Raw genomic sequence first — 12,665 nt, 5'->3', positions numbered from 1 at the left:
TCGTCGCGGTGCCGTTCGTGGCAGTGCCTCAGTAGGCGCTGTTCACGTTGTCCATGGAGCCGTAGCGGTCGGCCGCGTAGTTGCAGGCGGCGACGATGTTGGCGACCGGGTCGTACTGGTCCCAGGAGGTGCCGGGGACGTGGTACGCGTCGAAGGTGGGCTTGATGACCTGCAGCAGGCCCTTCGAGGGGACACCGTTGATCGCGTTGATGTCCCAGTTGTTGATGGCACGGGGGTTACCGCTGGACTCCCGCATGATGTTGCGGTGGATGCCCTCGTAGGTGCCGGGGATGTTGTGCTTCTTCATGATGGACAGCGCCTCGCGGATCCAGCCGTCCAGGTTGTTCGGGTAGGTGACCTTCGCGGGCTTGCGCGCGGCGGCCCGGCTCGCGGCGGCCTGCTCGGCGGCACGCTTCTTCGCGGCGGCCTCCGCCTTCTTCTTGGCCTCGGCCTTCTTCTTCGCCTCGGCCTGCTTCTTGGCCTCGGCGGCCTCGGCCTTCTTCTTCGCCTGCGCGGCCTTGAACTGGGCCTCGAAGGCGGTCTGCTGGTTGGCGATGCTCTCCTGCACCGCGGCGGCCTGCTTCTCGTTGACCTTCCAGGCGACGGGGGCGGCCGCGGCCACGTCGGTCGTGGTGCCGGCTTCGGCGTCGCCCGGGGCCAGGGACAGAGCCAGGGCGGCGGAGGCGGCGACGGCGACACTGGCGACCGCGGCCTTACGCGATCGGAGACGACGAGCGGCGGTGGTGAACGCGGACATACAGACGTACCTCTTCGAATAGCGGAAAGTCGCTCCAGGCCGGTTCGGCTCTGCGCTGTTCGGAAGCGACGTCGGCAATTCTTAGCGGCCGCAAAATTCTGTGGCAAAGGTGTGACGTACGATCCGCGGTAGTGGATCACGTTGACCCCAAACGCCCGATTCGGGCGTGCTGTCCCCAGTCATGCGCCCCTTATGCCCCACTAAAGAGATTCGTAAGTGACCTACGTCCTATGCGCGGGCTCACATCGGGCGCGAGACGGTCTCACGATGTGTTGCTTCAGCAATCCAGTGAGTGAGGGGACTCCTCCGGCAGGACGAGATGGATGTCGCCGAACTCGTGCCAGAGGTAGCGGTGCCTCAGCGCCTCGGAGTACGCGCAGGTCAGCGCAGCCTCGCCGGCGATCGCCCCCAGCATCAGCAGGTGCGAGGCCGTCGGTTCGTGCAGCCCGGTCAGCAGACCGTCCACCACCCGCACCCCCCGCCGCGGCGTCACCACCAGATCCGTCCACCCCACCGCGGGCGCCACCACCCCCGCCGCGTCCGCCGCCGACTCCAGGGCCCGCACCACCGTCGTCCCCACCGCCACCACCCGGCCGCCCGCCGCCCGGGCCGCGTTCACCAGCCACGCCGTCGTCGCCGACACCTCGAAACGCTCCGGATACGGCGGCTCGTGCGCCTCCGTGGACGCCACGCCCGTGTGCAGCGTGAGCGGCGCGAACTGCACCCCCCGGCTCACCAGCTCCGCCACCAGCGGCGCGGTGAAGGGCCGCCCGGCGCTCGGCATCTCCGCCGACCCCGCACCGTCGGGAGAGGGCAGCGCGAAGACCGTCTGGTACGCGGCGAGGGGCTGGTCCCTGGTGGTGTACCCGTAGCGGATGGGACGCCCGTGCCGCGCCAGCCAGCCCGGTACGCCGACCGACACCGACGCCCACCACAGCCGCCGCGCCCCCGGCGCCAGCGGCTCCTCCAGCACCAGGTGCGCACCGCCCGGCAGCCGCACCACCGTGCCGCGTGGCCCGCCCGGGCGCGGCACCGTACTGCCCGAGCCGTCCGGGCGGCGCAGCTCCACCGCCCAGCGCAGGTCGTCCCCCTGCGTGGAGAAGTGCACCACCACCGGCTCGCCGCCCACCCGGCCGTCCACCGCCGCCGCCAGCGTCGACGACGTGTTGACGACGAGCACGTCGCCCGCCCGCAGCAGCCCCGGGAGATCACGGAACGCGTGGTGCGACACCCGCGTCCCGCGGGAGACCAGCAGCCGTACGTCGTCGCGCCCCGCACCCCGCTCCTCCGCCGGCACCCACGCGGACAGCTCCGCGGGGACCGTCAGCGCCTCCAGTACGGCCCCTCCCTCCGGTGCCGTCCTCATCGGGACTCCAGCAGCGCGGCAGCGGTGTACCGGCCACTGGCCGGACGCTGCGAGAGCAGCCGCAGGAAGGCGGGCACCACGGACTCCGGGGACGGCCGCGGCTCGTCGTCGTCCGGGACTGCCGCCGTATAGAGGTCCGTCGCCATGTCGCCCGGATCGACGCTCCACATCCGCAGCCCCGGCTCCTCCACGGCCAGCACGGCGGCCAGCTGGTCGAGCGCCGCCTTCGACGCGCCGTAGCCGCCCCACGTCGCGTACGCCTCCGCCGCCGCGTCGGAACTGACCGCCACCACCGCCCCCGCCGGCGACCTGCGCAGCATCGGCAGCGCCTGCTGCACCAGACCGAGCGCCGCGACCACATTGGTCTCCAGCGCCGTCCGCAGCCCGTCCAGGGCCAGGGAGTCCAGCCGCACCAGCGGCTCCGCTCCCAGCGCGCTCGCGTTGCTCACCACCAGATCGAGCCCGCCCAGCTCGGCGGCAGCCGCCACCAGCGCCGCCGGGTGCGAGGCGTCCGTGACATCACCCGCCACCGGGACCACCTGTGTCCCGTGGACACCGGCCAGCCGGGCGCTCTCCTTCAGTACGTCCTCGGTGCGCGCTCCGAGCACCAGGTCCCAGCCCTGCCCGGCGAGACCGGCCGCGAGTGCGCGGCCCAGCCCCTTCGACGCCCCTGTGATCACCGCAACCGGCATGAGCCCCATCCCCTTCGCCGTACCTCTCCTGTGGTGCAGCCAACGTAGGAACGCCGAAGGCGCCGCCGCATCCGCCGCCGGCCCCCTTCCCGCACGGCATTTCGGCCTACGTCCCCCGGCCTAGGCGGGGGCGGTCCCGGGCCCGATACGGCTGTCACACCCCGCCGGTACGGTGAGGTCATGAGTCACCGACCGAGCTCGGGCCTGGCCGCCGTGAGCACCGCGCTCCTCGCCATGAGCAGGCATCTCGAAGTGCGCGACGTGCTCAAGACGATCGTGGCCTCGGCCCGTGACCTCCTCGACGCGGAGTACGCGGCGCTCGGCGTGCCCGACGACCACGGCGGCTTCGCCCAGTTCGTCGTCGACGGCGTCAGCGACGCCCAGTGGAAGGCCATCGGCCCCCTGCCGCGCCAGCACGGCATCCTCGCCGCGATGCTGCGGGAGGCGAAGGTGGAGCGGCTCGCCGACGTGCGCAAGGACCCCCGCTTCGAGGGCTGGCCGTCCGCCCACCCCGACATGTCCGACTTCCTGGGCCTGCCCATCAAGGACGGCGACGAGGTCATGGGCGCGCTCTTCCTCGCCAACAAGCGCTGCCCCAAGCCGGACGGCGGCTGCGGCTTCACCGAGGACGACGAGGAGCTGCTCGGCATCCTCGCCCAGCACGCGGCCATCGCCCTCACCAACGCCCGGCTGTACGAGCGCAGCCGTGAGCTGACCATCGCCGAGGAGCGCTCCCGCCTCGCCCACGAGCTGCACGACGCGGTGAGCCAGAAGCTGTTCTCCCTGCGGCTCACCGCCCAGGCCGCCGCCGCCCTGGTGGACCGCGACCCCGGCAGGGCGAAGGGGGAGCTCCAGCAGGTCGCCGAGCTCGCCGCCGAAGCGGCCGACGAGCTGCGCGCCGCCGTCGTCGAGCTGCGGCCGGCCGCCCTCGACGAGGACGGGCTCGTCAACACCCTCCGCACCCAGATCCAGGTCCTCGACCGCGCGCACACCGCCAAGGTCACCTTCGACACCTGCGGGGTGCGGGCCCTGCCCGCCGCCCAGGAAGAGGCCCTGCTGCGCGTCGCCCAGGAGGCCCTGCACAACGCGCTGCGCCACTCCGGCGCCGACCGGGTCGACGTCGTGCTCGTCCGCCGCGGTCAAGGAGCCCTGCTCAGCGTCACCGACGACGGCAAGGGGTTCGAGCCGCGCACGGTGCGCAGGGCCGGGCGCCATCTCGGCCTGGTGTCGATGCGGGACCGGGCGGGCGGCGTCGGCGGCACACTCAGCGTGGCATCGGCGCCCGGCAAGGGCACCACGATCGAGATGGAGGTCCCCGGTGGCTGACAGGAAGATCCGCGTGCTGCTGGTCGACGACCATCAGGTGGTGCGGCGCGGGCTGCGCACGTTCTTGGAGGTCCAGGACGACATAGAGGTGGTGGGGGAGGCCGGCGACGGGGCGGAGGGCGTCGCGCGGGCCGAGGAGCTGAAGCCCCACGTGGTGCTGATGGACGTGAAGATGCCGGGCATGGACGGCGTCGAGGCCCTGCGCAAGCTGCGCGAGCTGGCCAACCCGGCCAAGGTCCTGATCGTCACCAGCTTCACCGAGCAGCGCACGGTGGTTCCGGCGCTGCGCGCGGGCGCCTCGGGCTACGTGTACAAGGACGTCGACCCGGAGGCCCTGGCCGGCGCCATCCGCTCGGTCCACGCGGGCCACGTCCTGCTCCAGCCGGAGGTCGCGGTCGCGCTGCTGTCCGAGGACGACTCGCCGGGCGGCACGGGCCGCGGGGGCAGCCTGACGGAGCGGGAGCGCGAGGTCCTGGGACTGATAGCGGACGGCCGGTCCAACCGGGAGATCGCCAGGGCGCTGGTGCTCTCCGAGAAGACGGTGAAGACGCACGTGTCGAACATCCTCATGAAGCTCGACCTGGCCGACCGCACCCAGGCGGCGCTCTGGGCGGTCCGCCACGGCCTGACCGGCTGACCGGCCGCCCCGGTCCCTCCCCGCGGGGCGCTGGCCGGGCTTCGCTGCCGTACGCGGGTGGCCACTGCCCGGCGTGGCCGGCCCGAGCCGGTCGCCTCCGCCGGCCGCGCCCCGCGCCCGGCGGGCGGTGCGGGGCCTGGGCCGGAGCCCCGGTTTCGAGTCCCACCCGTTCGGGGCCGGGCGAAGCCCAGGCGGTGATGCGGCGCGGCCGGCCCCCCGGGGGTCGCGACCCCCAAGCGGACCGCGACCCCCGCAGTCTCAGCCCCGCTCGCGCTCCTCCATGTACGCGTTGTACGCCGCCACCTGCGCCCTGCGTGCCACCCGCTCCACCGGCCGCAGCGCCTCGCCCCGGGCCGCCATCTCCGCCGCGCTCACCGCACCGCCGTGCCCGTTCTCGTACGCCACCGAGATCAGCAGCCCGATCCGCTGCGCCAGCTCCACCACCCGTACCGCCCGGGGCGGATAGCCCGGAGCCAGCGTCTCCGCCGCCCCGCGCTGCGCCCGCGCCCGGTACGCGTCCACCGCCGCATCCGCCACCGGCCCCGACGCGGCCACATCGAGCCGGGTCAGCGTCGACGTCGCCTCACGCAGCGCCTCCGCGAGCTCCCGCTCCGCCTCGCCGAGCGACGGCACGTCCGCGGGCGGCGCCTCCCGCACCGGCAGGCAGTGCCACAGCACGTCCACACGCACGTCCCCCGCCGGCCCCGCCTCGCGGATCTCCGGCACCAGCCCGTACGCCGCCCCCGTCGCGACGACGGCCTCCTCCGCCTCCAGCGCCCGCGCGTTGAACTCGGGCGGGCCGCTGAGCCCCAGCGGATGCCCCGGCGCGGGCAGAGCCACCCGGTAACCGGTCACCCCCAGCGCCCGGAGCCGCCCGAGCGCGAGCGTCAGCCCGACCGGACCGGCCTCGCCCGGCAGCCCCTCCACCCGGTGCACGGAATCGTCCCCGACGATCGCGTGCACGGCGTCGTCCGGAGAGACAAGTCCGGCCAAAAGGGCGTTTCCCCATGCCGCCAAGCGGCCTGAACGCGGTTCCGAAAGCATGCCTCCACCCTAGGCGTGCCCGGCGGACGGCCCCTAGCACGGGACCGGGCGACCGCAGGGCCCGGCAGGTGGCGTAGGTTTTCCCCTGGGTGCTGTGCCCACAGGCGCACAAACCGCCCACACGCACCCGAAGACCTCGACGATTGCATGGGGAGACAACGCGCTCATGAGCGATGTACTGGAGCTGGTGGACGTATCCGTGGTCCGCGACGGACGCGCTCTGGTGGACGACGTCTCCTGGTCGGTCAAGGAGGGCGAGCGCTGGGTGATCCTGGGCCCCAACGGCGCCGGCAAGACCACCCTGCTCAACATCGCATCGAGCTACCTCTTCCCCACCACCGGCCGGGCCCGGATCCTCGGCGAGCGGCTCGGCGGCGTCGACGTCTTCGAGCTCCGCCCCCGCATCGGCATGGCCGGCATCGCCATGGCCGAAAAGCTCCCCAAGCGCCAGACCGTCCTGCAGACCGTGCTCACCGCCGCCTACGGCATGACCGCCACCTGGCACGAGGACTACGACGAGGTCGACGAGCAGCGCGCCCGTGCCTTCCTCGACCGGCTCGGCATGACCGAGTACCTCGACCGCAAGTTCGGCACGCTCTCCGAGGGCGAGCGCAAGCGCACCCTGATCGCCCGCGCCATGATGACCGACCCCGAGCTGCTCCTGCTCGACGAGCCCGCTGCCGGCCTCGACCTCGGTGGCCGCGAGGACCTGGTGCGCCGTCTCGGCCGCCTCGCCCGCGACCCGTACGCCCCCTCCATGATCATGGTGACCCACCACGTCGAGGAGATCGCGCCGGGCTTCACCCACGTCCTGATGATCCGGCAGGGCAAGGTCCTCGCCGCCGGACCGATGGAGACCGAGCTCACCTCCCGCAACCTCTCCCACTGCTTCGGCCTCCCGCTCGTCGTCGAGCGCAACGGCGAGCGCTGGACCGCGCAGGGCCTCCCGCTCGGCTGAACTCCCCGGCGAACAGCGGCAGAACCACGGACGACACCGCATCGCCCCCTGTCCGGACCGCGACCGGCGGACCTACCATGACCACGTGGACATCGACGCATGGGTGTGGTGGCTGATCGGCGCGGTCGGACTGGGCATTCCGCTCGTGCTGACCGCGATGCCCGAATTCGCAATGTTCTCCGCCGGAGCCGTGGCCGCGGCCGTCGTCGCGGCGCTCGGCGGCGGATCGGTGGCGCAAGTGCTCGTCTTCGCCGCGGTGTCCGTCGCGCTCATCGCGGTCGTACGCCCCATCGCGGCCCGCCACAGAGCCCAGCAGGGCCCCCGATTCGCCAGCGGCGTCGACGCGCTGAAAGGCCGTCAGGCGGTCGTCGTCGAGCGGGTCGACGGCAACGGCGGCCGCGTCAAACTGGCCGGCGAGATCTGGTCCGCCCGCTCCTTCGACGCGTCCATGTCCTACGAGCAGGGCGAGCAGGTCGACGTGGTCGAGATCGACGGAGCCACCGCCGTCGTCATGTGAGTGCCGCGACGGCACCCACGCGACGACGACCGGAGCCGTCGAATCCACGCCGCGAACGGGCCGAACCTTCCGAACTGCCCGCAGCACCGCACCTGTTCTGGGAAACTGATCATCACAGCCGTCAGATCCGGCCTCAGCTCGATCCGCAGAAATCGCAGAATCATCCGGCAGCGAAGGGCACAGGGAACGCGATGCAACCGATCATCATCGTCCTGATCATTCTGGTGGTGCTGGTCTTCATCGCCCTGATCAAGACGATCCAGGTCATCCCGCAGGCCAGCGCCGCCATCGTGGAGCGGTTCGGACGCTACACCCGCACCCTCAACGCGGGCCTCAACATCGTCGTCCCCTTCATCGACTCCATCCGCAACCGCATCGACCTGCGCGAGCAGGTCGTCCCCTTCCCGCCCCAGCCGGTGATCACCCAGGACAACCTGGTGGTCAACATCGACACCGTCATCTACTACCAGGTCACCGACGCCCGGGCCGCGACCTACGAAGTCGCCAGCTACATCCAGGCCATCGAGCAGCTCACCGTCACCACGCTGCGGAACATCATCGGCGGCATGGACCTGGAGCGGACCCTGACCTCCCGCGAGGAGATCAACGCCGCTCTGCGCGGGGTCCTCGACGAGGCCACCGGCAAGTGGGGCATCCGCGTCAACCGCGTCGAGCTCAAGGCCATCGAGCCGCCCACCTCCATCCAGGACTCGATGGAGAAGCAGATGCGCGCCGACCGGGACAAGCGCGCCGCCATTCTCACCGCCGAGGGCATCCGGCAGTCCCAGATCCTCACCGCCGAGGGCGAGAAGCAGTCCGCGATCCTGCGCGCCGAAGGTGAGGCCAAGGCGGCGGCCCTGCGCGCCGAGGGCGAGGCCCAGGCCATCCGTACCGTCTTCGAGTCCATCCACGCCGGAGACGCCGACCAGAAGCTCCTCGCCTACCAGTACCTCCAGATGCTCCCCAAGATCGCCGAGGGCGACGCCAACAAGCTCTGGATCGTCCCCAGCGAGATCGGCGACGCCCTCAAGGGGCTCTCCGGAGCCATGGGCAACTTCAACCCGATGGCCGGCATGGGCGGCGGACCCAGCAAGGCGGGCAACGGGAACGGCAGCGGCACCGAGCGCCGCGAACAGCCCCCCATCGACTGACGCCGGCATCCGCTCGTGCATGATCGTTGAGGCCCCTCGACCTTGATGGCGGGGAGGCGTCTCACCGACCGTGGAGGGGATGGCGTTGTCCATCTGGGAATCACTTGCGATCTTCGCCGCCGGAATCGGCGCCGGCACCATCAACACCATCGTGGGCTCGGGGACTCTGATCACCTTCCCCGTCCTGCTCGCCACCGGACTGCCGCCCGTCACCGCCACGGTGTCGAACGCCCTCGGCCTCATCCCCGGCTCCATCAGCGGCGCCATAGGCTATCGGGAGGAACTCAAGGGCCAGCGGCCCCTCCTGATGCGCCTCGGCGTCGCCGCGGCGATCGGCGGCCTCGGCGGAGCCGTCCTGCTGCTGATGCTCCCCTCGACCGCCTTCGAGACGATCGTGCCCGTCCTCGTCGCGCTCGCCCTCGTCCTCGTCGTGCTCCAGCCCCGCATCTCGACGGCCGTCCAGCGCCGCCGCGCACGCAACGGCACCCACACCAGGGCCGACGGCGGGCCCGTCCTCTTCGGCGGCCTGCTGCTCGCCAGCGTGTACGGCGGCTACTTCACCGCGGCCCAGGGGATCATCTACCTCTCCCTCATGGGCATGCTCCTCGACGACACGATCCAGCGCCTCAACGCCGTCAAGAACGTCCTCGCGGCCATCGTGAACAGCATCGCCGCACTGTTCTTCCTCTTCGTCGCCGACTTCGACTGGACCGCCGTCCTCCTCATCGCCGTCGGCTCGGCGATCGGCGGCCAGTTCGGCGCGAAGATCGGCCGCAAACTGCATCCCACCGCACTGCGCGTCTTCATCGTCGCCGTCGGCACCTGCGCCATCGTGCAGCTGCTCCTGCGCTGACACACACGAGAGCCCGCCCCCGATCCGTACGGGGACGGGCCCTCACGAGACACCGGGCACTACGCGGCGGTGTCCGCCGCCAGCCAGTCCGGCAGCGCCGCCCGCTCACCGGACTTCAGCCCGAGGAGCATCGCCTCCGCCGGAGACGGCACGAACGGCTGGTGCAGCAGCGGCATCCCCGCCTGCTCCGGCGTACGGTCCGCCTTGCGGTGATTGTCCTCGGCACACGAAGCGACCGTGTTCAGCCAGGAGTCCCCACCACCGTGCGACTTCGGCACCACGTGGTCCACGGTCGTCGCGCGCCTGCCGCAGTACGCGCACCGGTGCTGGTCCCTGACCAGCACACCCCGCCGTGACCACGGCGCCTGTCTTCGGAACGGCACCCGTACGTACCTGCACAGCCTGATCACCCGGGGCACCGGGAGATCGACGGCGGCCGCGCGGACACGGAGACCGGGGTGGGCCTGCTCGACGACGGCCTTGTCCTGGAGCACCAGCACCACCGCACGGTTGAGTGTCACCGTCGACAGCGGCTCGAAGCTCGCATTCAGCACCAACGTGTCCCGCATCTCGCCCACCTCCCGTTCGCCGGCCCAGCCCCGTCGGCGGGCATCGGGCTCGGATCAACTCTCGCCGGGCGCGCCGAGATGGACAACGCAATATCTGTGCCTTCCGGGAGAGCGAACCCCCGGCCCCCGGCAACAAAACTGCCCTGCCCTGATCTCTCCAAGACCAGGGCAGGGCAAACGGAAAACGAACAATCAGCTCTCGGCGGGACCCTCGTACTCCGCGATCACGTGCGCGCGGGCGAGCGTGTGGAAGCGCAGGTTGAAGCCCACCACCGCGGGAGAGGCGTCCGCGTCCGGACCCAGCTTCTCGCTGTCCAGCGCATACACCGTGAACACGTAACGGTGCTTCTCACCGGCCGGGGGAGCGGCACCCCCGAAGTCCTTCGACCCGTAGTCGTTGCGGACCTGGACCGCGCCCTCGGGCAGTCCCTCGAACTTCCCGGTGCCCGCGCCCGCCGGCAGCTCGGTCACCGACGCCGGGATGTCGAACAGGACCCAGTGCCAGAAACCGCTGCCCGTCGGGGCGTCCGGATCGAAACACGTCACGGCGAAGCTCTTGGTCTCCGCCGGGAAGCCCTCCCAGCGCAGCTGCGGGGACGTGTTGCCCGCCGCGTAGACCTGGGCGTCCTTCAGCACCGACCCCGGCTCGATGTCGTCGCTCACCACCGTGAACGACGGCACCGGCGGGTGGAAGTCGTGCGGAAGCGGCGCACGCTTCAGCTCGGTCACGTCAAAACCTCCGATTCGGCTGTCCTGCGTCTCGGCCCCGAGCCTAGAGCCAGTTGCGACGGCCACCGACGTCGGCGAGCCACTGGTTCAGGTAAGCAGCCCAATCGGTCGCCGCGAAGTCGTGGTGCCCGACCTTGAAGGCCTTGTACGAGTCGCTGCTCTCGCTGAACAAACCCGGCTTCTTGTCCATCTCCAGGACGACGTCCATCTCGCGCTCGTCCGCGACGAACGTCAGCTCGACCTGGTTGAGCCCGCGGTACTGCTGCGGCGGGAGGAACTCGATCTCCTGGTAGAACGGCAGCCGCTGCCGCGTCCCGCGGATGTGACCGCGCTCCATGTCCGCGCTCTTGAAACGGAAGCCCAGCTGGATGAACGCGTCGAGGATCGCCTGCTGCGACGGCAGCGGGTGCACGTTGATCGGGTCGAGGTCGCCCGAGTCCACGGCACGCGCGATCTCCAGCTCGGTCGTCACACCGATGTTCATCCCGTGCAGCCGCTGCCCGGCGATCGAGGTGACCGGCGTCTCCCACGGGATCTCGAGACCGAACGGCACCACGTGCACCGCGCCGGCCTTGACCTGGAACGCGCCACCGAGCTGCTGCTTGGTGAACTCGATGTCCTGCTTGACCTCCTGGTCGCCGCCCTCGACCTCGACACGCGCCTGAAGGCCGACGGACAGCCCCTCGATCTGCTGATCGACCGAACCGCCCTGGATACGCACCTCACCCTGGACGACCCCACCCGGTACGACGTTCTCCTCGGTGAGCACCGTCTCGACGGACGCACCACCGGCGCCGAGGCTCGCGAGCAGCTTCTTGAAGCCCATGTCCACTCCTTCTAGGTCCTGACCCCTACATACGCCCGACGACCGTAGTCGGTTCCCCGGTACGCTCGAAGCGATGATCGAGAGCTCCGACCGTACGCCGCTGGCCCGCTCCTTCTTCGACCGCCCGGTCCTGGAGGTGGCGCCCGAACTGCTGGGCCGCACCCTGATCCGTATGACGGAGAACGGCCCGATCGAGCTACGCCTGACCGAGGTGGAGGCGTACGCGGGCGAGTCCGATCCCGGCTCCCACGCCTTCCGCGGCCGGACCGCCCGCAACGAGGTGATGTTCGGCCCGCCCGGACACGCGTACGTCTACTTCACCTACGGCATGTGGCACTGCCTCAATGTGGTGTGCGGTCCCGTGGGCAAGGCGAGCGGAATCCTGCTGCGGGCGGGGGAGATCCAGGTGGGTGCGGAGCTCACCCGCCATCGACGTGTCTCGGCCCGCCATGACAAGGAACTGGCCAAAGGCCCGGCGCGTCTGGCCACGGCCCTCGACGTCGACCGTGCCCTCAACGGCACGGACCTCTGCGACGGGCCCGCCGCGCCGCTGATCCTCCTCCACGGCAGCCCGCCCGCCCCTGACCAGGTGCGCAACGGTCCACGGACGGGTGTCGGCGGCGAGGGGGCGTACCACCCATGGCGCTTCTGGATCGACGGCGACCCCACGGTGAGCCCGTACCGGGCCCACGCACCGCGCCGCAGGGCGACTTGACTCGCTACGGCGGGACGCCTAACGTAGCCCGAGCCGCTTGAACGGGGTACTGCTTTTCAGCAGCTCCGGAGCGGCCATCCACTATTGACGACGACCCGAGCGGGTGCGATTTCGGCATGCCGAAATTCGCCCTGATCGACTCGATTATGAGGCGCCGGGGAAATCAGCTAAAGTAGTGACGACGCCGAAAGGGAAACGCGAAAGCGAAGAACTGAAAGCAATCCCGCCGGCCGGGAATCGGACACGAAAGAGTCTGATAGAGTCGGAAACGCAAGACCGAAGGGAAGCGCCCGGAGGAAAGCCCGACGAGGGTGAGTACAAAGGAAGCGTCCGTTCCTTGAGAACTCAACAGCGTGCCAAAAATCAACGCCAGATATGTTGATACCCCGTCCATCTCCGGATGGTCGAGGTTCCTTTGAAAAGTCCATCCCGCTCGCGGGGTGGCAATCACAGCGAGGACGCTGTGAACGACCGGTCCTATTCCGACCGGTTGTTCCGCTCTTCGGATGTGCACCCGCGCTTTTA

The 12,665-nt window shown here is 70.6% G+C and carries 15 protein-coding genes; 7 read left to right on the top strand and 8 right to left on the bottom strand.

Annotated elements, in window-relative coordinates; all coding sequences use genetic code 11:
- Positions 1-28 precede the first annotated feature (28 nt).
- The 3 genes from ACLB9X_RS00075 to ACLB9X_RS00065 all read right to left on the bottom strand — a co-directional run bounded on the left by ACLB9X_RS00075 (position 29) and on the right by ACLB9X_RS00065 (position 2,815).
- Positions 29-757 (bottom strand): transglycosylase SLT domain-containing protein, encoded by a 729-nt coding sequence (locus ACLB9X_RS00075; protein WP_410358072.1) that lies wholly within the window; start codon positions 755-757, stop codon positions 29-31.
- 277 nt (positions 758-1,034) lie between these two features.
- Positions 1,035-2,123, bottom strand: coding sequence for an S-adenosylmethionine:tRNA ribosyltransferase-isomerase (locus ACLB9X_RS00070; protein ID WP_410358071.1), 1,089 nt, complete (start codon positions 2,121-2,123; stop codon positions 1,035-1,037).
- Positions 2,120-2,815 carry an SDR family NAD(P)-dependent oxidoreductase gene (locus ACLB9X_RS00065; RefSeq protein ID WP_410358070.1) on the bottom strand — a complete coding sequence of 232 codons (696 nt, stop codon included), beginning with the start codon at positions 2,813-2,815 and terminating at the stop codon, positions 2,120-2,122. The genes ACLB9X_RS00070 and ACLB9X_RS00065 overlap by 4 nt, the downstream gene beginning before the upstream one ends.
- A gap of 180 nt (positions 2,816-2,995) precedes the next feature.
- Here ACLB9X_RS00065 and ACLB9X_RS00060 point away from each other — a divergent pair, with 180 nt between their 5' ends.
- Complete coding sequence (locus tag ACLB9X_RS00060; protein WP_410358069.1) at positions 2,996-4,141, top strand: GAF domain-containing sensor histidine kinase; 1,146 nt, start codon at positions 2,996-2,998, stop codon at positions 4,139-4,141.
- Positions 4,134-4,778 (top strand): response regulator, encoded by a 645-nt coding sequence (locus tag ACLB9X_RS00055; protein WP_410358068.1) that lies wholly within the window; start codon positions 4,134-4,136, stop codon positions 4,776-4,778. Before ACLB9X_RS00060 ends, ACLB9X_RS00055 begins: the two co-directional genes overlap by 8 nt.
- A gap of 258 nt (positions 4,779-5,036) precedes the next feature.
- On the opposite strand, the gene ACLB9X_RS00050 is transcribed toward ACLB9X_RS00055, so the two are convergent.
- Complete coding sequence (locus ACLB9X_RS00050) at positions 5,037-5,822, bottom strand: hypothetical protein (protein WP_410358067.1); 786 nt, start codon at positions 5,820-5,822, stop codon at positions 5,037-5,039.
- Between the two features lie 166 nt (positions 5,823-5,988).
- Between ACLB9X_RS00050 and ACLB9X_RS00045 the strand changes: the two genes are divergently transcribed.
- The 4 genes from ACLB9X_RS00045 to ACLB9X_RS00030 all read left to right on the top strand — a co-directional run bounded on the left by ACLB9X_RS00045 (position 5,989) and on the right by ACLB9X_RS00030 (position 9,301).
- Entirely contained in the window at positions 5,989-6,780 is a 792-nt protein-coding gene (locus ACLB9X_RS00045; protein ID WP_410358066.1) for an ABC transporter ATP-binding protein, read from the top strand.
- Positions 6,781-6,865: 85 nt separating this feature from the next.
- Positions 6,866-7,297 (top strand): NfeD family protein, encoded by a 432-nt coding sequence (locus ACLB9X_RS00040; protein ID WP_410358065.1) that lies wholly within the window; start codon positions 6,866-6,868, stop codon positions 7,295-7,297.
- A gap of 191 nt (positions 7,298-7,488) precedes the next feature.
- Positions 7,489-8,448, top strand: coding sequence for an SPFH domain-containing protein (locus ACLB9X_RS00035; RefSeq protein WP_365991747.1), 960 nt, complete (start codon positions 7,489-7,491; stop codon positions 8,446-8,448).
- A 79-nt stretch (positions 8,449-8,527) separates the two neighbouring features.
- On the top strand, positions 8,528-9,301 hold the full coding sequence (locus ACLB9X_RS00030) for a sulfite exporter TauE/SafE family protein (protein ID WP_410358064.1): 774 nt from the start codon (positions 8,528-8,530) through the stop codon (positions 9,299-9,301).
- Positions 9,302-9,360: 59 nt separating this feature from the next.
- Here ACLB9X_RS00030 and ACLB9X_RS00025 read toward each other — a convergent pair whose 3' ends face one another.
- The 3 genes from ACLB9X_RS00025 to ACLB9X_RS00015 all read right to left on the bottom strand — a co-directional run bounded on the left by ACLB9X_RS00025 (position 9,361) and on the right by ACLB9X_RS00015 (position 11,425).
- On the bottom strand, positions 9,361-9,870 hold the full coding sequence (locus ACLB9X_RS00025; protein ID WP_410358063.1) for an HNH endonuclease: 510 nt from the start codon (positions 9,868-9,870) through the stop codon (positions 9,361-9,363).
- 192 nt (positions 9,871-10,062) lie between these two features.
- The gene (locus ACLB9X_RS00020) at positions 10,063-10,599 is read right to left on the bottom strand and encodes a YbhB/YbcL family Raf kinase inhibitor-like protein (protein ID WP_410358062.1); all 537 of its coding nucleotides are present in this window, start codon (positions 10,597-10,599) and stop codon (positions 10,063-10,065) included.
- A gap of 43 nt (positions 10,600-10,642) precedes the next feature.
- A complete protein-coding gene (locus tag ACLB9X_RS00015) occupies positions 10,643-11,425 on the bottom strand; it encodes a sporulation protein (RefSeq protein WP_410358061.1) in 783 nt (260 codons plus the stop codon).
- A 73-nt stretch (positions 11,426-11,498) separates the two neighbouring features.
- Between ACLB9X_RS00015 and ACLB9X_RS00010 the strand changes: the two genes are divergently transcribed.
- On the top strand, positions 11,499-12,140 hold the full coding sequence (locus ACLB9X_RS00010) for a DNA-3-methyladenine glycosylase (protein WP_410358060.1): 642 nt from the start codon (positions 11,499-11,501) through the stop codon (positions 12,138-12,140).
- Between the two features lie 163 nt (positions 12,141-12,303).
- Here ACLB9X_RS00010 and ACLB9X_RS00005 read toward each other — a convergent pair.
- Positions 12,304-12,665 (bottom strand): hypothetical protein (locus tag ACLB9X_RS00005; protein ID WP_410358059.1); only part of this gene is annotated, 362 nt, incomplete at its 5' end.

Source organism: Streptomyces sp. 5K101, from assembly GCF_046506645.1.
Lineage (GTDB): Bacteria > Actinomycetota > Actinomycetes > Streptomycetales > Streptomycetaceae > Streptomyces.
The sequence above is the reverse complement of the archived record's forward strand: the minus strand, read 5'-3'. Positions and strand labels throughout refer to the sequence as shown.

Bases quoted from the DNA above. Each gene is read 5' to 3' on its own strand.
- ACLB9X_RS00075 (WP_410358072.1), bottom strand. From the start codon at position 757: ATGTCCGCGTTCACCACCGCCGCTCGTCGTCTCCGATCGCGTAAGGCC.
- ACLB9X_RS00070 (WP_410358071.1), bottom strand. From the start codon at position 2,123: ATGAGGACGGCACCGGAGGGAGGGGCCGTACTGGAGGCGCTGACGGTC.
- ACLB9X_RS00065 (WP_410358070.1), bottom strand. From the start codon at position 2,815: ATGCCGGTTGCGGTGATCACAGGGGCGTCGAAGGGGCTGGGCCGCGCA.
- ACLB9X_RS00060 (WP_410358069.1), top strand. From the start codon at position 2,996: ATGAGTCACCGACCGAGCTCGGGCCTGGCCGCCGTGAGCACCGCGCTC.
- ACLB9X_RS00050 (WP_410358067.1), bottom strand. From the start codon at position 5,822: ATGCTTTCGGAACCGCGTTCAGGCCGCTTGGCGGCATGGGGAAACGCC.
- ACLB9X_RS00045 (WP_410358066.1), top strand. From the start codon at position 5,989: ATGAGCGATGTACTGGAGCTGGTGGACGTATCCGTGGTCCGCGACGGA.
- ACLB9X_RS00035 (WP_365991747.1), top strand. From the start codon at position 7,489: ATGCAACCGATCATCATCGTCCTGATCATTCTGGTGGTGCTGGTCTTC.
- ACLB9X_RS00030 (WP_410358064.1), top strand. From the start codon at position 8,528: ATGGCGTTGTCCATCTGGGAATCACTTGCGATCTTCGCCGCCGGAATC.
- ACLB9X_RS00025 (WP_410358063.1), bottom strand. From the start codon at position 9,870: ATGCGGGACACGTTGGTGCTGAATGCGAGCTTCGAGCCGCTGTCGACG.
- ACLB9X_RS00015 (WP_410358061.1), bottom strand. From the start codon at position 11,425: ATGGGCTTCAAGAAGCTGCTCGCGAGCCTCGGCGCCGGTGGTGCGTCC.
- ACLB9X_RS00010 (WP_410358060.1), top strand. From the start codon at position 11,499: ATGATCGAGAGCTCCGACCGTACGCCGCTGGCCCGCTCCTTCTTCGAC.